Source organism: Priestia sp. KCTC 13724 (assembly GCF_056820425.1).
Map to the genome: position 1 here is coordinate 12,801 of NZ_JBXDLD010000165.1, position 25,377 is coordinate 38,177.

General features: G+C 39.6%; 27 protein-coding genes and 1 tRNA gene. 1 reads left to right on the top strand and 27 read right to left on the bottom strand.

What is annotated here, in order from left to right; all coding sequences use genetic code 11:
- Positions 1-9 precede the first annotated feature (9 nt).
- The 3 genes from rpoN to AC1UFB_RS18095 form a co-directional block, all read right to left on the bottom strand.
- Positions 10-1,317, bottom strand: coding sequence for an RNA polymerase factor sigma-54 (rpoN, locus tag AC1UFB_RS18085; protein ID WP_100346631.1), 1,308 nt, complete (start codon positions 1,315-1,317; stop codon positions 10-12).
- Positions 1,318-1,434: 117 nt separating this feature from the next.
- Entirely contained in the window at positions 1,435-2,238 is an 804-nt protein-coding gene (locus AC1UFB_RS18090; RefSeq protein WP_100346630.1) for a prolipoprotein diacylglyceryl transferase, read from the bottom strand.
- A gap of 174 nt (positions 2,239-2,412) precedes the next feature.
- Positions 2,413-2,484, bottom strand: a tRNA-Arg gene (locus tag AC1UFB_RS18095).
- A 238-nt stretch (positions 2,485-2,722) separates the two neighbouring features.
- Between AC1UFB_RS18095 and clpP the strand changes: the two genes are divergently transcribed.
- Positions 2,723-3,310, top strand: a complete 588-nt coding sequence (gene clpP / locus AC1UFB_RS18100; RefSeq protein ID WP_062686797.1) for an ATP-dependent Clp endopeptidase proteolytic subunit ClpP — start codon at positions 2,723-2,725, stop codon at positions 3,308-3,310.
- A 32-nt stretch (positions 3,311-3,342) separates the two neighbouring features.
- On the opposite strand, the gene AC1UFB_RS18105 is transcribed toward clpP, so the two are convergent.
- The 24 genes from AC1UFB_RS18105 to uvrA all read right to left on the bottom strand — a co-directional run bounded on the left by AC1UFB_RS18105 (position 3,343) and on the right by uvrA (position 25,375).
- Entirely contained in the window at positions 3,343-3,600 is a 258-nt protein-coding gene (locus tag AC1UFB_RS18105; RefSeq protein ID WP_025907448.1) for an HPr family phosphocarrier protein, read from the bottom strand.
- Positions 3,601-3,623: 23 nt separating this feature from the next.
- Positions 3,624-4,568, bottom strand: coding sequence for a DNA-binding protein WhiA (gene whiA, locus AC1UFB_RS18110; RefSeq protein ID WP_025907447.1), 945 nt, complete (start codon positions 4,566-4,568; stop codon positions 3,624-3,626).
- A 48-nt stretch (positions 4,569-4,616) separates the two neighbouring features.
- Entirely contained in the window at positions 4,617-5,573 is a 957-nt protein-coding gene (locus tag AC1UFB_RS18115) for a gluconeogenesis factor YvcK family protein (RefSeq protein ID WP_061785536.1), read from the bottom strand.
- Positions 5,570-6,463, bottom strand: a complete 894-nt coding sequence (gene rapZ, locus AC1UFB_RS18120; RefSeq protein WP_025907443.1) for an RNase adapter RapZ — start codon at positions 6,461-6,463, stop codon at positions 5,570-5,572. Before rapZ ends, AC1UFB_RS18115 begins: the two co-directional genes overlap by 4 nt.
- Before the next feature lie 53 nt (positions 6,464-6,516).
- Positions 6,517-6,975, bottom strand: a complete 459-nt coding sequence (locus tag AC1UFB_RS18125; protein WP_025907442.1) for an 8-oxo-dGTP diphosphatase — start codon at positions 6,973-6,975, stop codon at positions 6,517-6,519.
- A 284-nt stretch (positions 6,976-7,259) separates the two neighbouring features.
- On the bottom strand, positions 7,260-8,210 hold the full coding sequence (trxB, locus tag AC1UFB_RS18130; RefSeq protein WP_100346628.1) for a thioredoxin-disulfide reductase: 951 nt from the start codon (positions 8,208-8,210) through the stop codon (positions 7,260-7,262).
- An 88-nt stretch (positions 8,211-8,298) separates the two neighbouring features.
- Positions 8,299-9,786: a tetratricopeptide repeat protein gene (locus tag AC1UFB_RS18135; RefSeq protein WP_100346627.1), complete on the bottom strand. Its 1,488-nt coding sequence runs from the start codon at positions 9,784-9,786 to the stop codon at positions 8,299-8,301.
- A 138-nt stretch (positions 9,787-9,924) separates the two neighbouring features.
- On the bottom strand, positions 9,925-10,554 hold the full coding sequence (gene hisIE, locus AC1UFB_RS18140) for a bifunctional phosphoribosyl-AMP cyclohydrolase/phosphoribosyl-ATP diphosphatase HisIE (RefSeq protein ID WP_100346626.1): 630 nt from the start codon (positions 10,552-10,554) through the stop codon (positions 9,925-9,927).
- Positions 10,551-11,309: an imidazole glycerol phosphate synthase subunit HisF gene (gene hisF, locus AC1UFB_RS18145; protein WP_025907436.1), complete on the bottom strand. Its 759-nt coding sequence runs from the start codon at positions 11,307-11,309 to the stop codon at positions 10,551-10,553. The genes hisIE and hisF overlap by 4 nt, the downstream gene beginning before the upstream one ends.
- A complete protein-coding gene (hisA, locus tag AC1UFB_RS18150) occupies positions 11,306-12,040 on the bottom strand; it encodes a 1-(5-phosphoribosyl)-5-[(5-phosphoribosylamino)methylideneamino]imidazole-4-carboxamide isomerase (RefSeq protein WP_025907434.1) in 735 nt (244 codons plus the stop codon). Before hisA ends, hisF begins: the two co-directional genes overlap by 4 nt.
- Positions 12,041-12,044: 4 nt before the next feature.
- A complete protein-coding gene (gene hisH, locus AC1UFB_RS18155) occupies positions 12,045-12,674 on the bottom strand; it encodes an imidazole glycerol phosphate synthase subunit HisH (protein WP_025907432.1) in 630 nt (209 codons plus the stop codon).
- Positions 12,675-13,262, bottom strand: coding sequence for an imidazoleglycerol-phosphate dehydratase HisB (gene hisB, locus AC1UFB_RS18160; protein WP_025907430.1), 588 nt, complete (start codon positions 13,260-13,262; stop codon positions 12,675-12,677).
- Positions 13,263-13,279: 17 nt separating this feature from the next.
- Positions 13,280-14,548, bottom strand: coding sequence for a histidinol dehydrogenase (gene hisD, locus AC1UFB_RS18165; protein WP_025907428.1), 1,269 nt, complete (start codon positions 14,546-14,548; stop codon positions 13,280-13,282).
- Between the two features lie 14 nt (positions 14,549-14,562).
- Positions 14,563-15,195 carry an ATP phosphoribosyltransferase gene (gene hisG, locus AC1UFB_RS18170; RefSeq protein WP_025907426.1) on the bottom strand — a complete coding sequence of 211 codons (633 nt, stop codon included), beginning with the start codon at positions 15,193-15,195 and terminating at the stop codon, positions 14,563-14,565.
- Positions 15,195-16,376 carry an ATP phosphoribosyltransferase regulatory subunit gene (locus AC1UFB_RS18175; RefSeq protein WP_025907424.1) on the bottom strand — a complete coding sequence of 394 codons (1,182 nt, stop codon included), beginning with the start codon at positions 16,374-16,376 and terminating at the stop codon, positions 15,195-15,197. The genes hisG and AC1UFB_RS18175 overlap by 1 nt, the downstream gene beginning before the upstream one ends.
- Before the next feature lie 195 nt (positions 16,377-16,571).
- Entirely contained in the window at positions 16,572-17,105 is a 534-nt protein-coding gene (locus tag AC1UFB_RS18180) for an acyltransferase (protein WP_100346624.1), read from the bottom strand.
- Positions 17,102-17,749: a pyrophosphatase PpaX gene (ppaX, locus tag AC1UFB_RS18185; protein ID WP_025907421.1), complete on the bottom strand. Its 648-nt coding sequence runs from the start codon at positions 17,747-17,749 to the stop codon at positions 17,102-17,104. Before ppaX ends, AC1UFB_RS18180 begins: the two co-directional genes overlap by 4 nt.
- Positions 17,739-18,683 (bottom strand): nucleoside recognition domain-containing protein, encoded by a 945-nt coding sequence (locus AC1UFB_RS18190; protein WP_025907418.1) that lies wholly within the window; start codon positions 18,681-18,683, stop codon positions 17,739-17,741. Before AC1UFB_RS18190 ends, ppaX begins: the two co-directional genes overlap by 11 nt.
- A gap of 4 nt (positions 18,684-18,687) precedes the next feature.
- Positions 18,688-19,512 carry a prolipoprotein diacylglyceryl transferase gene (gene lgt / locus AC1UFB_RS18195; protein ID WP_100346622.1) on the bottom strand — a complete coding sequence of 275 codons (825 nt, stop codon included), beginning with the start codon at positions 19,510-19,512 and terminating at the stop codon, positions 18,688-18,690.
- A 14-nt stretch (positions 19,513-19,526) separates the two neighbouring features.
- Positions 19,527-20,462: an HPr(Ser) kinase/phosphatase gene (hprK, locus tag AC1UFB_RS18200; protein WP_100346621.1), complete on the bottom strand. Its 936-nt coding sequence runs from the start codon at positions 20,460-20,462 to the stop codon at positions 19,527-19,529.
- A gap of 147 nt (positions 20,463-20,609) precedes the next feature.
- Complete coding sequence (locus tag AC1UFB_RS18205) at positions 20,610-20,972, bottom strand: phage holin family protein (protein WP_025907413.1); 363 nt, start codon at positions 20,970-20,972, stop codon at positions 20,610-20,612.
- Positions 20,973-20,977: 5 nt separating this feature from the next.
- Complete coding sequence (locus AC1UFB_RS18210) at positions 20,978-21,172, bottom strand: PspC domain-containing protein (protein ID WP_025907411.1); 195 nt, start codon at positions 21,170-21,172, stop codon at positions 20,978-20,980.
- A gap of 63 nt (positions 21,173-21,235) precedes the next feature.
- Positions 21,236-22,321 carry a DUF4097 family beta strand repeat-containing protein gene (locus tag AC1UFB_RS18215; RefSeq protein WP_025907409.1) on the bottom strand — a complete coding sequence of 362 codons (1,086 nt, stop codon included), beginning with the start codon at positions 22,319-22,321 and terminating at the stop codon, positions 21,236-21,238.
- 174 nt (positions 22,322-22,495) lie between these two features.
- Positions 22,496-25,375, bottom strand: coding sequence for an excinuclease ABC subunit UvrA (uvrA, locus tag AC1UFB_RS18220; RefSeq protein WP_328100794.1), 2,880 nt, complete (start codon positions 25,373-25,375; stop codon positions 22,496-22,498).
- Positions 25,376-25,377 lie beyond the last annotated feature (2 nt).

Here is a 25,377-nt window from a genome sequence, read left to right on the forward strand (position 1 = left end):
TTAATAGAGTTATACGTAAACTTTTCTTTGGTTAGATGAAGCAATGTTTAGCTGTTCCCGGTATTTAGCTACCGTTCTTCTTGATATTTTCACATCATGCTCTGTTAATAACTGGTTGGTGAGCTGCTGATCAGATAGCGGCTTCTTTTTATCTTCTTTTTCCACTAACTGTTTAATAAGCTCTTTTACCGTCATAACGGACGTTTCTTCAGTGGTACCCAGCTTTAAACTTGCTGTAAAAAACGACTTCATAGAAAATGTTCCAAAAGGTGTTTGAATATACTTATGAGTTGTCGCTCGGCTCACTGTTGACTCGTGGACGTTAATATAGTCTGCTAGTTCTTTCATCGTTAACGGCTGTAAAAAAGATGGCCCATGTTGAAAGAATCTTTGCTGTTTTTCTAGTAGTCCATGAACAATTGCGTTTAGCGTCTGCTTTCGAGTCTGGAGCCCTTTTAAAATCCATTGAAACTCTCGGTACTTTTCCTGCAAATACGGCTTAACCGCGTGGTTATCTTGGAGCATTAAGCTTTGTCTATATGCATCGTTAACTGATAACCGAAAATCTAACTCTTCATTGACGTAAGCTACTAGCTCATAGCCCTCTTTTTTTATAATATAGTCCGGAATAATAAAGCGCTCTGCTTGAGTGGCATATAGTAATCCTGGCCGAGGGTTCAAACGCTTAATTTGATCATGGTATTTTTGAACTTGCTCCAGTGATATACTGCACTCTTTTGAAATTTTACTCCACTTTTTATACGCAAACTCTTGAAAATATTCTGTCAAAATTATTTCTAACTCATCAGAAAGCTGCCCGCTTTGCTCTAGCTGGATCAGTAAACATTCCTGAAGATTTCTTGCCCCTACCCCTATAGGATCTAACTGTTGAAGAGAATTTAACACCATTTCCACTTCTTCTAAATTACAACTGCATGCTTGTGCTACAAGCATTAAGTCCTCCTTCAGATATCCATGCTCATCCAAGTTCTCAATCATATAGCAAATGATGTCGTGTTCCTTAGTGGTTAATTCCAAAAACACAATTTGACCTAGCAAGTGCTCTGTCAATGTTTCTTGCTTAGAAGCAATTGAGTTTAGTAAGTCTTTATCATCATTAGCGTTCTGCTTATAAACTGAAGGCCTACTTGTAACTAACGGGGCATCACCAAAATCGATAAGCGGATTTTGCATCGCTTGCTCTTGTATAAATGATGCAATATCCAACGATGAATATTGTAAAAGAGAAATTGCCTGCGATAACTCTTTCGACATGGAAAGCTTTAAAGACTGCTGTTGAAATAAACCTACCTCCATTGTTTCTCCCTCCCACTGTTTATTCTACTTTGAACCTTATTACTTAGCAACGAACTAGAAGGAGAAATATATTGAAATAGAAAAGGCTACGAATGTTTCGTAGCCCTTTCCAACGGTTTATTGAATCGTGTTCGCCATTTCAATAAATTTATCTGTTTGCTCAGCTGATTTAGCAAAAATCGTAATCTTAACAGGCTTTGTTCCTTTCGTTACAATAACTTGTACATTCATATCATTAGACTCTGCTTCATACCACTCTGCATTGGCAATCTTTCCTTCTGCAGGAACGCTTGCTTTTTGTACAGCGTTCGGGTCCACTGCCATTGCTGTTTGCTTTACTACTTCTACTGCTTGTTTTTCCGAAACATCTGATAGAAGCTCAATACGCATAAATTGAGAGCCATCCTCTTTATACATTACCGTATCACGACCAGGCTCTTCCCCAGCTAGTTCGTAGCCTTCAAGTACTTTAATTGCATACTCTTGATTATCGCTTTGGACTAATTCTTTGTCCTGAACTTCAGAATTTTCTTCTGGCTGCTCTTCAGCTGACTTTTCGTTTGATGCAGCATCATTTTGTTCTTCTGTTGGCTTCGTTACTTCTGCTTGTTCTCTATCTTCAGGTGACTCGGTTAAAGGCCTTTCCGTTGCCTCTTTACTTGTCTTTTCTTCGACTGCCGGCTCTTCTTTATCTAGTGTTGCTTCGCCTTTTGACTCTACGTCATTGCTTTCAGTCTCCTCTGACTCTTTGTTCGTCTGAGACTCTTTACTGTCAGACTGCTCCTCTGAAACTGTTTTTTCATTTTCTTGTTGCACTTGCTGAGACTTTTCTTGTGTTGCTGCTTCTTCATTCGATCCACATGCGGAAAGCAATAACGCAAGAGATGCACTTACAATAAAAAACTTATTAAGGGATTTCACAATTTTTCCTCCTTAGTTTTACTTTTCCTTATATACTTGTTTTATAGCATTCTGCCAAAATTGGCAACCATGACAAACGAATTAACTTACGAATTATTAGGCCTATCCACACATAAAATATACAGTTTTTACAGAACAAATAAAAAAGCGCTGCAAGTTTGCAACGCTTTTAGACGCCCTCGACAGGATTCGAACCCACCCTAAGAGAACCGGAATCTCTTGTGCTATCCACTACACTACGAGGGCATAAAATAAATCATTATTCCGATGATGACTGCTTTCATTATAGGAAAGAAAACCAATCTTTTCAAGTATACAACGTTTATTTTTGGAGCAATCGGGAAAAATTTATAAAGTACAGAAAAGGAATACATACCAGAAAAAGCGAATATGTGTAAAGAGCAGTTCTTTTGTTTGACCTTTATTGACCTTACATGTATTATAAGGTACATAACAAATTATTCTTGTTGAGGAGGAATTTTATATGAATCTAATTCCTACAGTTATTGAACAAACAAACCGCGGTGAGCGTGCATACGACATTTATTCACGGCTGTTAAAAGACCGTATCATTATGCTTGGAAGTGCAATTGATGATAACGTTGCAAACTCAATTGTATCACAACTTCTATTTTTAGCAGCAGAAGACCCAGAAAAAGATATTTCACTTTATATTAACAGTCCTGGTGGATCAATTACAGCAGGTATGGCGATTTACGATACAATGCAGTTTATCAAGCCAAAAGTATCAACAATTTGTATCGGAATGGCTGCTTCAATGGGTGCTTTCTTACTTGCTGCAGGTGAAAAAGGCAAACGTTTTGCGTTACCAAATAGTGAAGTAATGATTCACCAACCTTTAGGTGGAGCGCAAGGTCAAGCAACAGAGATTGAGATTGCTGCTAAACGCATTCTTTTCTTACGTGAGAAATTAAATCACATTTTAGCTGAGCGCACTGGTCAACCACTAGAAGTTCTTCAACGCGATACAGATCGTGATAACTTCATGACTGCTGAGCGTGCTCTTGAATACGGATTAATTGATAAAATTTTCACAAACGATCCGAAGTAATAAGAAGCCGTTCCCAATTGGGAACGGTTTTTTTATGCATCATTTTCTACATAAGAAGAAAGCGCTTGGATAGCTTCTTCTTCGTCACTACCTTCAGCAATCAGCGTGATAACGGTACCACGATTTAACGCTAAGCTCATTAACCCCATAATGCTCTTAGCGTTTACTACTTTTTCATCTTTCTTTAAAAACACATCCGATGTAAAACGGTTAGCTTCTTGAACAAACATGGCTGCTACTCGTGCTTGAAGGCCTGTTCTCAATTTAATTTCTACTTGTTTTTCCATTATGTTCTCCTCCCATGTCCCTTGCTTTACGTAACTGGTTGTCCAGCACGCAATTTATCGGCAATTTCATCTATCTTGCGTAGACGATGATTAATTCCAGACTTGCTAATTTGTCCGCCGGATACCATTTCCCCTAGTTCTTTTAGCGTTACGTCTTGGTATTCTACTCGTAAACGAGCAATTTCACGAAGCTTCTCAGGCAATACTTCGAGCCCAACTGTCTCTTGAATATAACGAATATTTTCCACCTGCCGAATCGCTGCACCGATGGTCTTGTTTAAGTTCGCTGTTTCACAATTGACGAGTCGATTAACAGAGTTTCGCATATCTCGTACAATACGAACGTCTTCAAAACGTAATAAAGCGCTATGTGCTCCAACAATACTTAAGAATTCCGTGATTTTCTCTGCTTCTTTTAAGTAATTGATATACCCTTTTTTACGCTCAAGCGTTTTACTGTTTAAGCCAAATGTATTCATTAACTCACAAAGGGCATCATTGTGCTCTCTATAGAGAGAAAAAATCTCTAGATGATAAGAGGATGTTTCTGGATTATTAATTGATCCTCCAGCTAAGAAAGCTCCCCTCAAATATGAACGCTTACAACACTTCTTTTTGACAAGCTCTTCTGAAATGTTATGAGTAAATGTGAAGCCTTCATTTAAAATTTTTAAATCCTCCAGTAAAAAACGAGCTTTTTCCACCAGACGAACAATGTAAACATTGTTCTTTTTCAACCTCATTTTTTTACGCACCAACAGCTCCACCGTTACGTTATACGATTTCTTTAGAAGTACATAAATTCTTCTGGCGATGGCTGCATTTTCTGTTTGTACGTCCACTGTTAAGTTACGATTAGAAAATGCCAACGACCCGTTCATTCGAATTAAAGCTGAAAGTTCTGCTTTTGCGCAGCAATCTTTCACTTCTAAATTAGTAAGTTCTTTTTTTGTTTCTGAAGCAAACGACACCTTTCCCACCTCCATTCTGTTGTCGTAGTAAGTTGCGGAAATTGACGTTTACGCCAACATATTAAAGATAAGGCGTGCCACTTTTTTCGTATCGTGACGAATAACACTACCGTCATATTGAATAATCTGTTCTTCCAACACTTCTAGTCCTAATTCAGTCAGCACTTCTCGGTCGTATTCCACAGGCTGTGCTTGTTCAACCTCATAGCGCTTCTTTAACGGTGCAGGAATTGGCGCATTATTTACAATAATTGCGTCTAAAAACGCACAAGGCATATGATCATACAGAGCCTTTACGTGATCACTTGCTTTAAAACCTAATGTTTCCCCTTGCTGGGTCATCACATTACATACATATACTTTTCTCGCTTTTGTCGTACATAGCTCATCTCGAATATCCGGAACAAGTAAATTAGGCAGGATGCTTGTATATAAGCTACCTGGACCTAATATAATTAAGTCAGCTTTGCGAATTGCTTTTAACGCTTCAGCAGAAGGCTTAATATCTTTTGGAGATAAAAATACGCGCTTAATTCTTTTTCCATACTCCGGAATCTTAGACTCTCCTGTGACAATTACTCCGTCTTCCATTTCTGCATGTAGCACTACGCTACGATTAGCAGAAGGTAATACTTTACCACGAACATTTAACACTTTGCTCATCTCACGAATCGCATGCACAAAATCACCTGTAATAGATGTCATTGCGGCTAAAAGCAAATTCCCCAGTGAGTGACCAATCAATTCATTTCCAGTTTCAAAGCGATGTTGAAACAGCTCTTCTACCAACGGTTCAACATCAGATAATGCGGCTAACACATTTCGAATATCACCAGGAGCCGGAATCTCTAGCTCATCTCGAAGCCTCCCAGAACTTCCGCCGTCGTCAGCAACCGTTACAATTGCTGTAATATCAAGAGGATATTCTTTCAACCCTCTTAATAATACAGGTAATCCTGTTCCTCCTCCAATGACAACGACTTTTGCAGGCTGTTCACTATTCATCTATATTTTTCCTTCCTCTTCTCGATGTCTCGATGAGAAATATGTGTTTTATAGTCTTTTTCAAAATGATGGCCGATATGTTCAGCCAAAGTGACTGAGCGATGTTGACCACCCGTACAACCAATCGCAATGACAAGCTGACTTTTCCCTTCACGCTTATACTGCGGCAGCATAAATGTTAAAAGATCAAGCACCTTTTCAACAAACTTCTGCGTTTCGGTCCATTTCAACACGTAGGAAGAAACTTCTTCTTCAAGACCTGTTTTCGGCCTCATATGATCAATGTAGTGCGGGTTTGGCAAGAAGCGAACATCAAAAACAAGATCAGCATCGATTGGCACCCCATACTTAAACCCAAATGACATAACGTTCACTGTAAAAACAGGTGAAGCATGTGAAGCAAACTGCGTAAGAATTTTCTCGCGTAGCTCTCTTGGTTTTAAGTCAGATGTTTCATAAATTAACTGGGCACGTCCTTTTAATTCCTCTAATAGCTCACGTTCCATACTAATACCTTCTAAAGGCAATCCAGAAGGAGCAAGAGGATGTGAACGCCTTGTTTCTTTATATCTTGTTACGAGCACAGAGTCTTTTGCATCCAAAAAGAGAATTTGAGGCATAACCCATGTCGTTTCACTCATATTATCTAAGGCTTCAAATAAGCTATCAAAGAATTCTCGCCCTCGCAAATCCATAACAAGCGCTACTTTGTTCATTTTATTTCCAGATTCTTTCATAAGTTCAAGGAACTTAGGCAATAGCGTTGGGGGAAGATTGTCCACACAAAAAAAACCTAAATCTTCAAAACTTTGAATTGCCACCGTTTTTCCTGCACCTGACATTCCAGTAATAATAACCAATTGAATATCGCTTACAGATCCAGTACTCATTTGTTTACCCCCTATTAAAACCGAATTTTTTCATTGTTTATCTAACCAAATAGTTAGCAAGGATCGATTCGATAAGACAATAACTCAAAGTCAGTCGTGTATGTAAAATTACCGTAGATTACACCAGAACCTTTTGCCACATAATCAATAATATGATGGTCTCCTGGTGCCATTGGTAATTCACTAACATCATTTAAGTTATGCCAACCAAGCTTTCCTTCTTCTGATTCTAGCACATTTGTTCCATCAAAGTCGGTAGCAAAAAAAGTAAACATCATCCACTCTGACGCAATTTTATCATTTTCTTTCATTGTAAACGTAAAAATACCTTTTACCGTTGGATTCTTCAGGTAGATGCCTGTTTCTTCACGAAATTCTCGAACAACGGAATCCTTTACTGATTCTCCTTGTTCCATTTTCCCACCGGGAGCTACCCACCAATTTCGCCTTGGCTTTTGAAGTAATAGTACTTTTCCGTCTTTCACTAATACACAATTCGTAACTCGTTGCATCTTTCCACCTCTTCTTCTCTTCACTTTTCTGTCTATCATTATACTACGAAACAAACAGCCCTCACAACGAAGACACTTACTTAATACTAAATTTTCTGAAAATATATGTCGATGGTACAAAAAACAGTCCAAAAAAAAGGCCTAGGAACAAGTCCTACGCCCGTCAAAGTTACTATTTTATAAAAGGGGGTCAATTACTACTTATATAGTACCCCATAAACATTTCACGTACGTTACAAAAACTTTAAAACAGAATAACTTTTTGTAAAGATATACGTAACAAATTAGTTAACGGCTTTTAACTTTTCTTTCAGTTCTTCAATATAATGTTGAGCTGCTTGAGCAGCAATACTTCCATCTCCCGTTGCTGTAACGATTTGACGAAGTGCTTTTTCACGAACGTCACCAGCAGCAAAGATTCCTGGGACACGTGTTTCCATTTGTTCATTCGTTTCAATATAGCCTTCTGCATTGGTGATGTTTAAGCCTTCAAACGGCTTTGTTAAAGGAACCATACCGATATAAATGAACACGCCATCTGCTCTGAATTCCTGTTCTTCACCAGTTTGTGTATTAACAAGCGTTACGCTACCTACTTTACCGTCTTTTTCATTCACTTCTTTTACAGTGTGATTCCAGATAAAGTCTACTTTCTCATTATCAAATGCACGCTGTTGTAAGATTTTTTGAGCACGAAGTTCCTCACGACGGTGAACAATCGTTACTTTTGTTGCAAAGCGCGTTAAGTACACACCCTCTTCAACAGCAGAGTCCCCTCCACCAACAACAACAAGCTCTTTTCCTTTAAAGAAAGCTCCGTCACATACTGCACAGTAAGAAACGCCGCGTCCTCCTAATTCTTTTTCACCAGGAACACCTAGTTTTTTATACTCTGCACCTGTTGCAATAATAATAGCACGCGCTTTATATTCTTTTTTACCAGCTACAACAGTCTTATACTCTTCGCCTTCAATAATTTCTTTAATGTCCCCATATGCATACTCAGCACCGAATTTCTTCGCATGTTCAAACATTTTATTTGAAAGATCTGGACCTAGAATATGGTCATAGCCAGGGTAATTTTCTACGTCTTCCGTATTTGCCATTTGGCCACCAGGGATTCCGCGCTCAATCATTAATGTTGATAAATCCGCACGAGACGTATATACAGCAGCAGTCATTCCTGCTGGGCCGGCTCCGATAATAATGACATCATAAATTTTTTCTTCTGTCATTGAGTAACACTCCTTTTAGGAATCTATTCATATATTTTTAATTAATTTTATCCTAATACGCTAACGACACTATCGTCTATTTTTTTGCTCACTTCAGCAGGTTATTTACAATTTTGACGTATTTGCGTACCGTTGATAAAGAAATACTATACAGTTGAGCTACCTTTTCCTGAGAAACAGCTTGTTGCTTTTGCTTCCGGTAGCAGTAAGTCGCTGCAGATGCCCATCCATTTACGTTGACATGGTGCCATTCGGCAGCCTGTATGTTATTCAATTCTACATATATGTTAAACCAAAACTGAATGATACCGGCTGCCTCTACTTCAGCTTCAATTTCAGCTTGGATTAAATCTGCAATTTCAAACATGATGTGCTGCTTATTCTGCCATACATACGTATATACTTCATCAAGTAATGAACTTGTATGTATGGATGGCTTAATTTTTTCTAATAGAAGCAACCGTTCTTTATCAGGAAGCTTCTTAGCCATATACAGGCTATACAGCTGATCATGAATATGTGTGCTTTCACATTTTTCTTGAGCGACAACATCGATTTCAGAATAGAAACGACGATTGTTCTTCTCATTAAATTGCCAAGGCGCTTCTAACTTCACCATTGAACCCGAATCACCAACGTTTTTCCATATATCTTTAGCAAACTGCTCAAACCCCACATGATAAGCAGCATAAGAAAGCCAATAATGAAAAGACGAGTCTGCTTGAAATCCTTTTTTATATAAACTCTTTAACCACCCATATGCTAACTTGTATTCCCCGACAAGAGCAAACGTTGATCCTAATTTATATTGATGCTCCAGAGATAAAGGATATACGCAGCTTAGCTGTTGAATCAAATAATTCACGACGTTCTGGTTATGCCCGTAATAGTGAAACACTAATTGATTACACAAAGCATGTAAGTTCCCAGGATTTTTTTCTAACACTTCATCTAATAAACCAATTGCTTTATCTGTTTCATTAAGATAAAAATGAGCTAACGCTAAATTATTGTACGCTGGCCAAAATTCAGGATAGTCTCGAATGATTTCTTCTAATAGCTGAATCGCTTTTTCAAACTGTGCATCTTGAAGCAACTGTTTTGCCTGTTCTTGCTTTAAAATCAGCGCATCTTCCTCATATTCTTCGTCTGATTCTAAATCAATGGAAAGCAGGTCTTCCAGCTCTTCCGCTTCCTCTAACAACTCGCCAGTTACATCTTCTTCCAAATAACATTGAACGTATTTATACGCTTCTTGAAATAATCCAAGATGCGCAAAATTATTAGCAATCACATAATAACAATTGACCATTGTAGAATCTAAATCGTTGATAATATGAAGCAACAGCTCGTTTGATTCTTTATATTCACCTAAATCATTTAAAATAGTCGCTAACTGATATAAAATTAACGGCTCATCCCGGTCTAACTCTGACGCTCTCTGAAGATATCGTTTTGCTTTATATAAATCTTTATATTGATAGGCTTTAAGTGCTTTTTCAAAATATTCTTCTCCCGTTTTAAAAAACGGAATTACCTTTGCTTTCTTCTCGTGCACTTTTGAGTTTTTTCTCATTAAGTCCTCCGATAAGTCCATGATTTCAACGTTGGTAGTATATCATAGTTTAAAGCTTACGGTAACACCTGTATTTTACTGAACCCAAAGAAATATTGGTCAATAAAAAAACTGACCGCAAAGGCCAGCTTTTGTTTATTACTTCGAATGTCTTTCTTTTAATACCGTTAAGACATCGTCAAGCGGAAGCTTTTGCTCACGAAGAAGTACCAATACGTGATAGAACAAATCCGCTACTTCCCATTTTAATTCTTCATGATCACGGTTTTTGGCAGCAATAATAACTTCGCCTGCTTCCTCACCGACTTTTTTTAGGATTTTATCGACACCTTTGTCAAATAAGTAGGTTGTGTACGCTCCTTCTGGCATTTCTGCTTCGCGCTTAGCAATTACTGATTCCAATTCATTAATAATATCAAAACGCCCTGATTGAGGAGATGCACTTTCGTCCTCTAGCAAGTTTTCATTAAAGCAGCTGTATGCACCTGTATGACAAGCAGGTCCGTTTGGATTTACTTTTACAACAATAGAATCCGCATCGCAATCATACGTCATTGCGACAATTCGCTGTGTATTTCCAGATGTAGCTCCCTTGTGCCAAAGCTCTTGGCGAGAGCGGCTAAAAAACCACGTTTCTTTTGTTTCAACTGACTTTTTTAACGATTCTTCATTCATATAGGCTAGAGTCAGCACTTCTTTACTAACCGCGTCCTGCACAATTGCCGGAACTAATCCGTCTTCATTGAATTTAACGTTTTCAATCTTCATCGAATGCTCACTCCTCGTTGTTTTGCATAGGTTTTAATTTCTTTAACAGACGTTTCTTTATAGTGAAAAATAGATGCCGCTAAGCCTGCGTCTGCTTTTCCTTCCGTAAATACGTCCACAAAGTCTTGACCATTTCCTGCGCCTCCTGAAGCAATAACAGGGATACTTACCGCTTCACTTACGGCTTTTGTTAATGCTAGGTTAAAGCCGGACTTGGCACCGTCTTGATCCATACTTGTTAACAAGATCTCACCGGCACCGCGTTTGACAACTTCTTGCGCCCAAGCAACAACTTCCCATCCTGTTGCGTTGCGTCCACCGTGCGTGTATACGCGCCAAGAGCCTAATTCTTCATCATATTTTGCATCAATAGCTACTACAATGCACTGTGCTCCAAAGAAGTTTGACCCTTCCGTAATAAGATCTGGATTTAAGACAGCAGCTGTGTTTAACGACACTTTATCTGCACCTGCTCGCAGCATTCGTTTCATATCCTCAACCGCATTGATTCCTCCACCTACTGTAAACGGAATAGCCAGCTGTGCTGCCACTTCTTCTACTACGTGAACCATGGTTTTACGACCTTCGTGAGATGCTGAAATATCTAAGAAAACAAGCTCATCAGCGCCTTCTTCATCATAAAATTTCGCTAATTCTACAGGATCACCAGCGTCTTTTAACTCCACAAACTGAACACCTTTTACAACGCGCCCTTCCTTTACGTCTAAGCAAGGAATAATACGCTTCGTAATCATGATGTCACCTCTTCAAGCGCCTGGCTTACCGTAAATTGATTTGTGTAGAGTGCTTTTCCAACAATCGCACCAATCACGCCGTCTTTTTCATACGCCTGTAGTGCTTTTAAATCAGCTAATTTACTTACGCCGCCCGATGCGATGACGCTTTTACCTGTTGCTTTTGCCATGCTGACAATACCTTCAACATTTGGTCCTGAAAGCATACCATCCGTTGAAATGTCCGTGAAGATAAACGTTTCAGCACCTGCTTCGGCAAGCTCTTTTCCAAGCTCCGTTGCTTTTACTGTTGACGTTTCAAGCCAGCCTTCCGTTGCTACGTAGCCATCGCGCGCGTCAATACCAATCGCAATTTTTTCACCGTATTGACGAAGCATCTTTTTGACAAATTCAGGATTAGAAATCGCTGCGCTTCCTAAGATCACTCGGTCAATTCCGTTTTCTAAGTAATACGCTACGTCTTCTTCTGAACGAATTCCGCCACCAATTTGTACATTGACCCCAAGCTTTTTCTTAACTTCAAGAACAAACTCATTATTTACTCGCTTTGCTGCTTTGGCACCGTCTAAGTCCACCATGTGAATCCACTTCGCACCTTCACCAGCAAATTGTGCTGCCATATCGACTGGTGAATCTCCGTATACCGTTTCTTTATCATAGTCTCCTTGCAAAAGGCGAACACATTTTCCGCCGCGCATATCGATTGCTGGATAAATTGAAAAATTACTCATGAGTTCAACCTCTTCCTTCTACAAAGTTTGCGTAGTTTTGTAAAATCTTCATGCCAATTTCACTGCTTTTTTCCGGGTGGAACTGCGTACCAAATACATTTTCCTTCCCTACAACTGCTGGAACGGCAACATCATATGAGCTTGTTGCTAGAAGCACATCTTGATCATCTGTCTTTACGTAATAAGAGTGCACGAAGTATACGTGGCCTTCTTCAATGCCCGCTAACAGAGGTGAGTTTACATGCATATGTAACGAGTTCCAACCCATATGAGGCACTTTATAAGCTTCACCTTCTGGCGTCACTCCAGGCAGCAGTTCAACACGTCCTTTTAAAAACCCAAGGCCCGTCGTCTTACCATTCTCATCACTTTCCTCAAACAAAAGCTGCATTCCTAAGCAGATCCCTAAAAGTGGCTTACCGCTTTCCACTTCTTCTTTTATAAAAGCTGTAAGATTGGTTTCATTCAGCTGTTCCATCGCATCTTTAAATGAGCCAACCCCAGGTAGAATATAGCCTTTTGCCTTACGCAGTTCGCTTGGCTCAGATGAAATAAAATAGTCATAGTCTAAACGTTCAAGCGCTTTGCTTACGCTATACAAATTCCCCATGCCATAGTCAATAATACCAATCATTTACAACATCCCCTTCGTTGATGGTACTCCTTTGACGCGAGGATCAACCGTTGTTGCTTCATCTAATGCTCTCGCCAAGGCTTTGAATACCGCTTCGATGATGTGGTGTGTATTTTGACCATAGTGAACGATAACATGAAGATTCATACGTGATTCAAGCGCAAATTTCCATAAAAATTCGTATACAAGCTCCGTATCAAAAGTACCCACACGTGATGCTGGAATATCGCCTTTAAATTCAAAATGAGGTCGATTACTTAAATCAACTACCACTTGTGCCAACGCATCATCCATTGGAACAAATGCATTGCCGTAGCGCTTAATGCCTTTCTTATCACCAAGTGCTTCTTTAAATGCATGCCCTAAGCAGATACCAATGTCTTCTGTTGTGTGATGATCATCGATCTCAATGTCTCCAATAGCTTTTACATCTAAATTGAACTGACCGTGCTTCGTAAATAAATCAAGCATGTGGTTTAAAAACGGGACACCTGTGTCAATTCCCGCTTTTCCTTCTCCATCAATGGCTATTGCAAGTGAAATATCCGTCTCATTTGTTGTACGTTTGATGCTAGCTTCTCTCATCATGTAACCCTCTCTTTACTTTATTTTTTGAATCGTTCTTCAACTGCTCGAGCGTGTGCTTCTAATCCTTCTAGCCTTGCAAAAGCGGCAATTTTCGAACTATTAGCTTTAAGCGCCTGCTCGCTATATGAAATGATGCTTGATTTTTTTACAAATGAATCAACAGATAACGGACTTGAAAACTTGGCCGTTCCGTTCGTTGGTAATACATGATTTGGGCCAGCAAAATAATCTCCTACTGGCTCTGAGCTATATCTACCTAAAAAAATAGCTCCAGCGTGACGAATTTTCCCGAGTATAGTCATCGGTTCATCCGTCATAATTTCAAGATGTTCTGGAGCCAATTTATTAACTACGTCAATCGCTTCTTCAAGCTCTTCTGTGACATAAATTGCACCATACTCTTGAATAGATGCTTCAGCAATCACTTTTCGAGGTAGCGTTTCAAGCTGTTTTTGAACCTCTTGTGCTACGGCTGCTGCTAGATTTAAAGACGCTGTTACCAAAATGCTAGATGCCAACTGGTCATGTTCTGCTTGTGATAACAGGTCAGCTGCCACTTCATTTGGTCTTGCTGTATCATCTGCTAATACAACGATTTCACTCGGTCCAGCAATGGAATCAATATCAACTAAGCCGTATACTTCTCTCTTTGCTAAGGCAACATAAATGTTTCCTGGACCCACAATTTTGTCGACCGCTTCAATTGTTTCTGTTCCATACGCCAATGCTCCGATCGCTTGTGCTCCTCCAACTTTATAAATCTCTTCCACACCTAGCTCAGTAGCTGCAACGAGAACACCAGCTGGTAACGAACCGTCTTTTTGCACAGGTGATACCATTACAATACGCTTAACGCCAGCTACCTGAGCAGGAATTACGTTCATCAACACGGATGATGGATACGCAGCTAAACCGCCTGGGACATAGACGCCAACTGCATCTAAAGGTGTCACCTTCTGCCCAAGAATCGTGCCATCTTCTTTTGTCACCATCCAAGATTGCGTAATCATGCGCTCATGGTAGTCACGGATATTAGCAGCAGCCTCGTTAATAATCTGAATAGTTTCATCATCGATGGCTTCATATGCGTTCTTCCGCTCTGCATCCGACACTTTCAGCGCTTCTAATAACACACCGTCAAACTTTTCCGTATATGAAAATAGGGCTTGATCTCCTTTATCCTTAACGTCTTGAAGAATGTTAAGCACCGCTTCACGCTGTGCTCCCGTGCCTTGATCAATCGTACGTTTTAAGCTAACGTCTTCCGTCACACGTGTAATCTTCATCAAATTCACCTCATTCATGATGCTTCGACAACTTTTGATAATCGGTTAACTAAATCATCAATGCGTTCATCTTTTAACCGGTAGCTAACTGGGTTTACAATTAATCGAGATGTAATATCACCGATATGCTCTAGTTCAACCAGACCATTTTCCTGTAGCGTTCTGCCCGTCGAAACGATATCAACAATACGATCTGCTAAGCCGATAAGCGGCGCTAACTCAATCGATCCATTTAGCTTAATAATTTCCACCTGTTCTCCTTGTTCTCGAAAATAAGTGGACGCGACGTTCGGATATTTTGTCGCTACTTTTTGCGCAATCTCTGATTTTTTCGCATTGGGAAGGCCCGCCACTGCAAGATGACATTTGCTAATCTGCAAATCTAATAGTTCATAGACATCTCTTTCTTCTTCAAGCATCACATCTTTTCCTGCAATACCTAAATCAGCTACGCCATACTCTACGTAAGTCGTTACGTCCATTGGCTTTGCTAAAATAAAGCGCATGTTTTCTTCTGGAATATCAACAATTAATTTACGCGAGTCATCAAACTCTGGAGGAAGTTGAAAGCCTGCTTGACGCAAAAGTTGAGCAGCTTCTTCAAATATTCTTCCTTTTGGCATCGCAATTGTTAGTAGTTCAGTCATTATTGTCCCCCCTTGCCACGTTTACCAATAAGAAACGATACTTCTTCAAGGCCAGCTGTAAATACGTCGACATCATCAACGCCTACAATATCTTGAACAACGACACGTTTACCTGCACGTCTTTGTTCAGCCGCAAGCGCTATTGCTTCTGATAACCGCTCCTGGCTATATAAAACGCCGTAAACAGGCACTTCTTCGTATGCTTCTTCATCTAGCGCTTCAATTAAACGGTCAAGCTGAATACCAAATCCAGTTGCCGGTGTTTTCGTTGAAAATTGTTCTAATAATTGATCGTAACGTCCACCGTTCCCAATATGAAAGCCTACGTGCTCAGCAAAGACTTCAAATAAAATGCCAGTGTAATAACTCATGTGACTTACAAGGTTGAAGTCAATTTTAATTTCTTCCGTTACGCCATAAGCGTCCAGCATGTTCCAAAGGCTTTGAAGATCCTCAGCAAGCTTTTTACCTTCTTTATTTTCAACAAGCTCAATAGCTTCTTGGATTTTTTCTTCTCCACCACGTAAGTTTAAAAGCTGTAAAAGACGCTGTTTATCAATGGAGGAAAGGTTTAAGCTCTTCACGTGATTACGATAACCAACATAATTTTTCTCATATAAAAAGCGGCGTAAAACATTGGCACGCTCTTCGTTTCCGACAATCTCTAAGAACAATGAGTTAACGAATCCAATGTGGCCAATGGCTACTTTAAATGATTTTAGCCCAGCACGCTTTAATGCACTAATCATCAACGCAATCACTTCTGCATCGCTGCTCATTGTTGCATCACCAATTAACTCAACACCAATTTGCTCAAACTCAGCCGGTCGACCACCTTCACGCTGCTGAGCTCGAAAGACATTCGCTTCATACGCAAGGCGAAGTGGTGAGTTATTTAAAAGTTTTGATGCTGCCACGCGCGCAAAAGGCGTCGTCATATCAGGTCGTAAAACAAGCGTATGACCTTCTTTATCTAATAATTTAAATAATTGTTGATCCAAAATGGCCGATGCGCTTCCAACCGTTTCAAAGTATTCAAGAGTAGGAGTAGCCATATATTGATAGCCCCAGCTACTAATTTCTTCTGCTAACTGATTTCGAACTTGCTTTTTCTTTTCAAAAAGAGATGGTAATGTATCCCGCATACCTAAAGGTTTTTCAAACATAAACAGCTTTGACATTATGACACTTCCTTTTCTCAACTTGGTTGCATCTATTTCTATATAAACAACTAATTTTCATCATAGAAGATCACTTTTCGCTTTATCACACTAATGTATTAGCGAAATAACAAATTAAAGTTATTAGTAGTTTACACCCCTTATAGGTAATCGTCAACTCATATAGCGCTATTTTCTTACAAAAAAAGCCACTCCTTATTGATAAGTCGTGGCTGATTCGTTTTCTTCTGTGCGCTTTTGCATTTCTTCTTTTGTATAAATGACCCTCATTGGATTTCCTCCAACAAAAGAGCCAGGCTCTATGTTTCTATGTACGACTGTTCCCGCAGCAACAATTGCTCCGTTACCAATCACTACTCCAGGTAAGATTGTACTATTAGCTCCAATCATTACCTCATCACCAATGATTACATCTCCAAGTCGATATTCTTTAATTAAATATTCATGGGCGAGAATCGTTGTGTTATATCCAATTACCGAGTTTTTTCCAACCGTTATCTTCTCTGGAAACATAATATCAAGCATAACCATCAGTCCAAAAGAAGTTTGAGGCCCTACCTCCATCTGTAAGAACGTCCGGTAAAGCCAGTTTTTAAATGATAAAAAAGGAGAATAGCGAGCAAGCTGAATGACAATAAAGTTACGCATTACCTTCCAAAATGGAACGGTTTTATAGACGTGCCAGAGCGAGTTAGGTCCTTCGACAAGAAATCGCTTCGTCTTTCTCACTGCTCTTTTCCTCCAAGCCATGGAATCAAGTCTTTCATCTCTTCTAAGATAACATCTGGCTCATAAGAAGCAATGTGTTCTCTTCCTTTTGCACTCCAAGCCACACCAGCTGTTTTCGTACCTGCATTTTTACCAGATAGGATGTCATGATGGTTATCTCCTACCATAACAGCTTCTTCTGGCTGTGCATTTAAAAGTACTAATGCTTTTTCGACTGGCTCTGGGTGAGGTTTTGCATGCTGCACGTCGTCAATTGCAACAATTACATCAAAAAATTGATCCAACTTCGTAAGTTTTAGCCCCAGCATGACCGTATTAATCTGCTTTGTTGTAACGATAGCCAACTTATACTTCTGATCATGTAACCATTTCACCGTTTCAAATACGCCTGCAAACTCTGTTACAAGTTCATCATGATGACTTAAGTTATGAGTACGGTACGTGTCAATCATTTCGTGTACTCGCTCTTTATCCATCTGTACAAAAGTGTCATAAAGAGGTGGCCCCATAAACGCCAAGACATCTTCACGTTTATATTGCTCGGGATAATAATGATTTAATGTGTGCATAAAAGATGAAATAATTAATTCATTTGTATCAATTAGCGTTCCATCTAAATCAAATAGAACGGTGTTAATGCTCATATGAAACTTCCTTTCTATGCCTTACTTCATTTTCTTTCCACATCCGTGAAATCACAATGGTTAACACAAGTGCAACAACTACCCGAATAATGAGCAGCGGCAGTACAGGAATACCTAGCGGAATAAAAATTAACGTATCTTCTACTACAGCATGACAAGCGACTAAAAAGATGAACGCAAGCGTTGCGTCACGCTTACTAACTCCCTCTTCTTGTACAGCTTGAATCATGACGCCAGCTCCATATGCCAACCCTAGTAGGAGACCTGTCACAAGCGTTGTAGACGTATTTTCTTTCATCCCTAATAAGCGTGTAAACGGACCAAGCATTGAGGAAAGCTTATCGAGCCACCCAATATCTTTCAGGATTTGAATTCCCACCATAACTGGAATAACAATAAGAGCCAGCTGTAGAATTCCAAAACCTGCTTTTTCAATCGATTGCCAGATGATTGCTCCCCATCCGCTTACTTCCTCGTGCTTCGTTGCTAAAAAACCGTACTGTGCCTGTTCGCCTCCGCCATTCCATACTAAGTTAATGATAATGGCTGAGATCACAGCGAGCCCGATACGAACCGATAAAATAACCCATAGCTTCACACCAACTTTTAAAGCTACGCTCGTTTCAATTAATAAATTATGAGAGAAAGACAGCATAACGGCTAGAATAAATACTTCTTTCACCGTTAAATCCAGTGATAAAATCCCTGCAATTCCCGCATATAAATTTAACAAGTTCCCCAGCACAAGTGGAATGGCTGCATCTCCCGATAGCCCAAATAACTTCATTAAAGGTGAAATTAACGTAGCAAACCAATCCAGCACCGGCGTGTATTGAAGGAGTGAAACAATTAGCGTTACTGGAAAAATGACTTTTCCTAGTGTCAGCGTTGTTTTGAGTCCTCCCATAATCCCCTTTTGTATCGACCTAAGCATTCCCTCACCCCTGTTTCTTTTTACTTGTTTCCAAATACGTTTCCTTATTTGTTTTTCGACGAATAGCAATAATAATGACTGCTACCGCAATTAAGACAAGCGAAATGACTTGTGCGATGCGCAGCGTATCCGTCAACATCAAGCTGTCTGTACGCATTCCTTCAATAAAGTATCGCCCAATTGAATACCAAATAACGTACGTTAAGAACAGTTCACCTCTACGCAAATTGACGCGTCTTAGCGCAATTAACAGAGCAAATCCGGCTAAATTCCAAAGCGATTCATATAAAAACGTAGGGTGGTAATATGTACCGTTAATATACATTTGATTAATAATAAATTCTGGCAGGTGCAAACCTTCTAGAAAAGCACGTGATACTTCTCCACCGTGCGCTTCCTGATTCATAAAATTCCCCCAGCGTCCGATTGCTTGACCAAGAATAATACTCGGTGCCGCAATGTCCGCTAGTTTCCAAAATGAAATCTTTTTCACACGTGAAAAAACAATCCCAGTTAAAATTGCTCCAATCAATCCACCATGAATAGCAATTCCACCTTTCCAGATTTGAGGTATCTCATTCAAATGCTGTGAGTAATAATCCCATTCAAACGCAACATAGTATATGCGCGCACAAATAATAGCAATTGGTACTGCAAATAGCACTAAATCGATAAACGTGTCTTTAGGCAACCCACGCTTCGTGCTTTCTTTTGTAGCAATATACAGAGCAAGCAGCACACCAGCTCCAATAATGACGCCATACCAATAGATTGTCAGTGGGCCTAGCTCTAAAAACACACGATCAAGCGGCTGAATATTTGCTTCCATCAAACCACCCTTTCTTAAATATCTTCTCTGTCACCGTCTTCAATTACATCCGTTAAGCGATTTGAGAACTGCTCAGCTGCATTAATTCCCATCCGTTTCAAGCGGAAATTCATTGCGGCTACCTCAATAATAACAGCTAAGTTACGCCCTGGACGAACAGGTAACGTGATTTTTGTCACATCTGTGTCAATAATCTTCATTTTATCTTCTTCAAGGCCTAAACGATCATAATGTTTATTTTGGTCCCATGTCTCAAGCTGAATAACTAATGAAATACGCTTATAGCTACGTACTGAACCTGCACCAAATAGCGTCATCACGTTAATAATACCAAGGCCGCGAATTTCAAGTAAGTGTTCAATTAACCCCGGAGCATTACCGACCAGCGTATCTTGATCTTCTTGACGAATTTCTACACAGTCATCCGCTACTAGACGATGTCCACGTTTCACAAGTTCAAGCGCGGTTTCACTTTTACCAACGCCACTTTTCCCCATGATTAAGACACCGATTCCATAAATATCTACAAGCACTCCGTGAAGAGCTGTAGACGGTGCTAAACGACTTTCTAAAAAGTTCGTTAAATGACTTGAAAGTCTTGTCGTTTTAGAAGGCGATCGTAGTACAGGAACTGCTTCGCGTTCAGAAGCTTCAATCAATTCTTTCGGCACAGACATATCACGAGAAATAATAATGGCTGGCGTAATATCTGTACACATTTTTTCCGTTCGGACTTTCTTTTCTTCATCATCTAAACGCTCAAAAAATGATAATTCCGTTTTCCCTAATAGCTGTATGCGCTCTGCTGGATAATATGTAAAATAACCAGCCATTTCAATCCCTGGACGTGAAATATCACTTGTTGCAATCGGACGGTCAATTCCTTCTTCTCCACTGATTAACTCTAAATTAAACTTTTCAATTAAGTCTTTAGTACGAACTGTTACCACCTGAAATCCTCCTTTAGTTTAAAACCATGTACCCATTAGCTTTTTGTCTATGATAGTATTTACCATTAAAGGTTCACTCTATTTTATCATTAAAAGCAAGAGAAGAGAAAACAAAGTAGCGCTAGCTTCGTTGAAGCTAGCGCTACTTTATTTGGATCGCAACGGATCAATAATAACCTTTTGAATCAATAGGTTCAGAATGGACATAACAATAGCAGCTAAAATAGCTGTACCAAATCCATCAATAACAAACGAATCACCCATAATACCTTGCGTAATCATTAACGTCGCTGCGTTTATGACGAATAAAAACAGTCCAAGTGTTAGAAATGTCACTGGTAACGTCAAAAGAATTAAAATGGGTTTCACGATAATATTTAAAATGGATAAAATGATGCTGGCAATAATTGCAGCACCAATCGACGATAGTTGAAATGCATCGATATAACCTGCAATTACTACAAGTACAAGAGCATTAATTAAAATGCTAATAATCCCTCTCACAAGCATGCTTATTAGGCTCCTTCTTCATTTGGCAATACAAAGATTAAAATGAAGTAGATAACTACCAGTGGTGTTCCAATAACGAATAGAACGCTCAATGCAAAAATCAGTCGAAGAATCGTAGCACTAATCCCTGTATACTCGGAAATTCCGCCGATAATTCCAGCCAATTTTCTATTTCTGCGTGATCTATATAACTTTTTCATTTATCAATCTTCTCCTTTTCCTAATCATTCTGATTACAAAAGGCTTCTTTATATGCCAACGTTTTACTTAATTGTGATTGAACCAGCTTTAGACTCTGCTAATAATTTATACGATTTAGCTGTTTCAAGATATGCTCGGAAGCGCATCTGCTTCATGACCGTCTCTTTTTTCTCTTCAATTACCTCCATTTGAGGTAAGTTACAGACGAATTTACCTAGATTTGATTTCAAATCTCCTTCGATGCCAAGATGAGACGGCGTATAAAGCTCGATATGCCCCGTAGTCGTTTTTAAAAATGCTAACTCAACACGCTCTCCTTTCAGGTACCCTTCAATATCTCCATTAAAAGTTTGCGCATCGATTTTTTTATAATCCCCATCAAATTTTATAGAGCCGTTAATCGTCTCCATCTCACATTTTGATGAGAAAACGCGTGAGAGCTCAATGTGACCATTAGATGTTTCCGCTTCAAGCTGTCCACTATTCACTTCATAAAAGCGAATTAAACCGTTGGCTGTTTTGGCCTTTAATTCTCTTACATTTAATCTTTCCCCTTCAATAGGTCCATTAAACACACGTACATTCACTCTCTCATACTCGGTTTCAGGTATATAAACAGTCGCCTTCACCTTCATATGTTTTTTTTGCACATTAAATTTTAGCTTCCCGTTCTCAATTGAAAATAAGACATCTTTTAAAAACGCTTGTCGCGCTTGCTCCTGCCCCTCTACCTTATAAACATCTGATTCGCACTCGATTCGCACATCCGGACTTCCCCATGGTTTTACCTTCACACTTCCGTTTGCAATATCGATATCAATTGCCTGAATATAAGCTTCTGTTTGTTGGAAAATATGCTGAACTTTAACTGAGGGCCCAAAGTTAAAGTCTAAATCAACGTCCTTTACTTTTTTGACTGTCTGATCGACAAAGCTAAATAGCTTTTCTTTAAAGGATGCAGACGAAGGTTTAAAAGTCGAAGAACTGCTGCTCGATTTACCAACATAAGGCGTCAACTCCGATGATGCATTCACTTTTACAGTTGGCTCAGGGTTTGCTTCAAGTGAATTTAAAAGCGTTAATGCTTCATCTACCGTCAACTTCCCCTCTTCTACCATCTGTAAAATCTGCTTGCGCTTTTCTAGCATGTGACTCTCTCCTTTTGGTTTATAATTTCATCTATCTTAGCTCGTTATTTCATACTTTCACTGCCTTTTTATTAAAGAAAAAGCAGGCTATTATGTAATACGGTTTATGCTACAAAAAGTTTCAATATACATAAAATAGAAAAAAGCGCTACCTTTAGCGCCTTTTTTTCTATTTTATGCTTTGCCAACTGTTTGAACTTCCTTTATCTTCTCATCTATACGCTTTCGATCACGTTCTAAAATTGGCTTTAAATACTTACCTGTATAGGAACCTTTCACTTCAGCGACTTCTTCTGGTGTACCTGTACCAACAATTTGACCACCTTGATTTCCGCCTTCAGGTCCTAAATCAATTAAATAATCTGCTGCTTTAATAATATCAAGATTGTGTTCAATAACGAGAACCGTGTCACCATTTTCAACGAGTCGTTGCAATACTTTTAGAAGTCGTGCAATATCGTCAATATGCAGACCTGTTGTTGGCTCATCTAAAATGTAAAGCGTTCGGCCCGTTGATCGGCGATGCAGCTCAGAAGCTAGCTTTACACGCTGCGCTTCCCCTCCTGATAGGGTTGTAGCAGGCTGCCCAAGCGTAATATATCCAAGTCCTACGTCATAGATTGTTTGTAGCTTACGCTTGATTTTCGGTATGTTTTCAAAGAAATGCAGAGCATCCTCGACCGTCATATCCAGCACGTCTGAAATATTATGGTCTTTATATTTAACTTCTAACGTTTCGCGGTTGTAGCGCTTGCCATGGCATACTTCACAAGGTACATATACGTCCGGCAAAAAGTGCATTTCAATTTTAATGATTCCGTCTCCACGACACGCTTCACAGCGACCTCCCTTTACGTTAAAGCTAAAACGACCTTTTTTATAACCACGTACTTTTGCTTCGTTCGTTTGGGCAAATACGTCACGAATGTCATCAAAAACACCCGTATACGTAGCTGGATTAGAGCGCGGTGTACGTCCAATTGGAGATTGATCAATATCAATCACTTTATCTAAGTGCTCAATTCCTTTGATTTCTTTATGCTCTCCAGCCCTACTTTTGGCTTTATGAAGCTTTTGAGCAAGCGTTTTGTGTAAAATATCATTTACCAGCGTACTTTTCCCTGAACCTGATACGCCTGTTACTGCTGTAAACGTTCCAAGTGGAATACTTACCTTCACATTTTTTAAATTGTTTTCTTTTGCACCTACAATGTCAATCATTCGGCTCTTATCAATTGCGCGGCGCTCTGTTGGCAGCGGAATAAAACGCTCTCCCGATAGATACTGACCTGTTAATGAATTTGGATCTGCCATCACTTCTTTTGGTGTTCCCTGTGACACAACCGCTCCTCCATGCACACCAGCACCAGGACCAATATCAATTAAATAATCGGCAGCAAGCATCGTATCTTCATCGTGCTCAACAACAATTAATGTATTCCCAATGTCTCTCATATCTTGCATCGTTCGAATAAGGCGATCATTATCACGCTGATGGAGACCAATGGACGGTTCATCTAAAATGTAAAGAACCCCTGTTAAACGTGAGCCAATTTGCGTTGCTAGTCGAATACGCTGTGCTTCTCCACCAGATAACGTTCCAGCTGAACGATTAATTGTGAGGTAATCTAAGCCCACATTCACTAAGAAACTGAGGCGTTCTTTAATTTCTCTTAAAATCATGTCTGCAATTTTCATTTCTTTATCAGAAAGCTGCAGGCTGCTAAAGAAATTGTACGCTTCTTGTACAGAAAAATGCGTCACGTTACCGATATGCTTAGAATCAATTAAAACAGCAAGCGCTTCTTTCTTTAAGCGGTGGCCCTTACACATTGGACAAGGCTGTTCGGCCATATATTTTTCCATTTGCTCACGAATATAATCAGAGCTGGTTTCATGATAACGACGCTCTACGTTTGGAATTACACCTTCGAACAAGATTTCATTTTCACGCACTTGTCCAAAGTCATTTTCATAGCGGAAATATATTTTTTCGCCATCGCTTCCATGCAAGATTTTATCTAATAAATGCTTAGGTAAGTCTTTTACCGGCACGTCCATATCGATGCTATAATGAGCGCAAACTGCTTCTAGCATTTGTGGATAGTACTGAGAACTTGTTGGAGCCCATGGAGCAATAGCATTTTCTCGTAATGTTAACGTATCATCCGGAATCACCAGTTCATGGTCAACTTTAAGCTTCATTCCTAGTCCATCACATGCTGTACAAGCACCATAAGGACTGTTGAATGAAAACATTCTCGGTTCAAGCTCTCCAATTGAAAAACCACATTTTGGACATGCATGATGCTCACTAAATAAAAGCTCTTCTTCACCAATGATGTCGATAATAACCTTTCCATCACCGAGTTTTAGAGCCGTTTCTAGGGAGTCAGATAAACGAGACTGTACGCCTTCTTTTACCACGATTCGATCGATAACCACTTCAATCGAATGTTTTTTATTTTTGTCTAGCTCAATTTCCTCTGTTACTTCGCGCATTTCTCCATCTACGCGCACACGCACGTATCCTTGCTTTTTAATATCTTCTAAGGCCTTTACATGCGCACCTTTTCGCCCAGACACAACGGGAGCCAGCACTTGTAATTTTGTACGCTCTTTGTACTCTAAAATACGGTCCACCATCTGCTCAATGGTCTGAGATGTAATTTCAATCCCGTGGTTTGGACAAGTCGGTCTCCCTACACGCGCAAACAGCAAGCGTAAATAATCATAAATTTCCGTAACGGTTCCTACAGTTGAACGAGGGTTGCGGCTCGTTGTTTTTTGATCGATTGAGATAGCCGGAGACAAACCTTCAATGGAATCCACGTCCGGCTTGTCCATCTGACCAAGGAACTGCCGAGCATACGCTGATAATGACTCCACGTAACGTCTCTGACCTTCTGCATAAATCGTATCAAAAGCAAGCGATGATTTACCAGAACCTGATAAGCCCGTTAGTACGACCAGCTTATCACGTGGAATTTCAATATCGATATTTTTTAAATTATGAGCGCGCGCGCCCTTTATTACGATTTTCTCCATGGCCATCT

What these genes read in the sequence shown, in the direction of transcription:
- hisG (WP_025907426.1), bottom strand. Translation starts at nt 15,195, where the DNA reads ATGACTGAACTACTAACAATTGCGATGCCAAAAGGAAGAATATTTGAA.
- rapZ (WP_025907443.1), bottom strand. Translation starts at nt 6,463, where the DNA reads ATGAGTACTGGATCTGTAAGCGATATTCAATTGGTTATTATTACTGGA.
- AC1UFB_RS18190 (WP_025907418.1), bottom strand. Translation starts at nt 18,683, where the DNA reads ATGCTTAGGTCGATACAAAAGGGGATTATGGGAGGACTCAAAACAACG.
- hisD (WP_025907428.1), bottom strand. Translation starts at nt 14,548, where the DNA reads ATGAAGATTACACGTGTGACGGAAGACGTTAGCTTAAAACGTACGATT.
- ppaX (WP_025907421.1), bottom strand. Translation starts at nt 17,749, where the DNA reads ATGAGCATTAACACCGTTCTATTTGATTTAGATGGAACGCTAATTGAT.
- lgt (WP_100346622.1), bottom strand. Translation starts at nt 19,512, where the DNA reads ATGGAAGCAAATATTCAGCCGCTTGATCGTGTGTTTTTAGAGCTAGGC.
- AC1UFB_RS18125 (WP_025907442.1), bottom strand. Translation starts at nt 6,975, where the DNA reads ATGCAACGAGTTACGAATTGTGTATTAGTGAAAGACGGAAAAGTACTA.
- AC1UFB_RS18210 (WP_025907411.1), bottom strand. Translation starts at nt 21,172, where the DNA reads ATGAAAAAGTTATATAGATCACGCAGAAATAGAAAATTGGCTGGAATT.
- AC1UFB_RS18115 (WP_061785536.1), bottom strand. Translation starts at nt 5,573, where the DNA reads ATGAATAGTGAACAGCCTGCAAAAGTCGTTGTCATTGGAGGAGGAACA.
- AC1UFB_RS18175 (WP_025907424.1), bottom strand. Translation starts at nt 16,376, where the DNA reads ATGTCAAAGCTGTTTATGTTTGAAAAACCTTTAGGTATGCGGGATACA.
- hisA (WP_025907434.1), bottom strand. Translation starts at nt 12,040, where the DNA reads ATGAGTAATTTTTCAATTTATCCAGCAATCGATATGCGCGGCGGAAAA.
- AC1UFB_RS18135 (WP_100346627.1), bottom strand. Translation starts at nt 9,786, where the DNA reads ATGAGAAAAAACTCAAAAGTGCACGAGAAGAAAGCAAAGGTAATTCCG.
- hisB (WP_025907430.1), bottom strand. Translation starts at nt 13,262, where the DNA reads ATGATGAGAGAAGCTAGCATCAAACGTACAACAAATGAGACGGATATT.
- trxB (WP_100346628.1), bottom strand. Translation starts at nt 8,210, where the DNA reads ATGACAGAAGAAAAAATTTATGATGTCATTATTATCGGAGCCGGCCCA.
- uvrA (WP_328100794.1), bottom strand. Translation starts at nt 25,375, where the DNA reads ATGGCCATGGAGAAAATCGTAATAAAGGGCGCGCGCGCTCATAATTTA.
- hisIE (WP_100346626.1), bottom strand. Translation starts at nt 10,554, where the DNA reads ATGAAGATTGAAAACGTTAAATTCAATGAAGACGGATTAGTTCCGGCA.
- clpP (WP_062686797.1), top strand. Translation starts at nt 2,723, where the DNA reads ATGAATCTAATTCCTACAGTTATTGAACAAACAAACCGCGGTGAGCGT.
- rpoN (WP_100346631.1), bottom strand. Translation starts at nt 1,317, where the DNA reads ATGGAGGTAGGTTTATTTCAACAGCAGTCTTTAAAGCTTTCCATGTCG.
- hisH (WP_025907432.1), bottom strand. Translation starts at nt 12,674, where the DNA reads ATGATTGGTATTATTGACTATGGCATGGGGAATTTGTATAGCGTAAGC.
- AC1UFB_RS18215 (WP_025907409.1), bottom strand. Translation starts at nt 22,321, where the DNA reads ATGCTAGAAAAGCGCAAGCAGATTTTACAGATGGTAGAAGAGGGGAAG.
- AC1UFB_RS18205 (WP_025907413.1), bottom strand. Translation starts at nt 20,972, where the DNA reads ATGCTTGTGAGAGGGATTATTAGCATTTTAATTAATGCTCTTGTACTT.
- hisF (WP_025907436.1), bottom strand. Translation starts at nt 11,309, where the DNA reads ATGATTACGAAGCGTATTATTCCTTGCTTAGACGTAAAGGAAGGGCGC.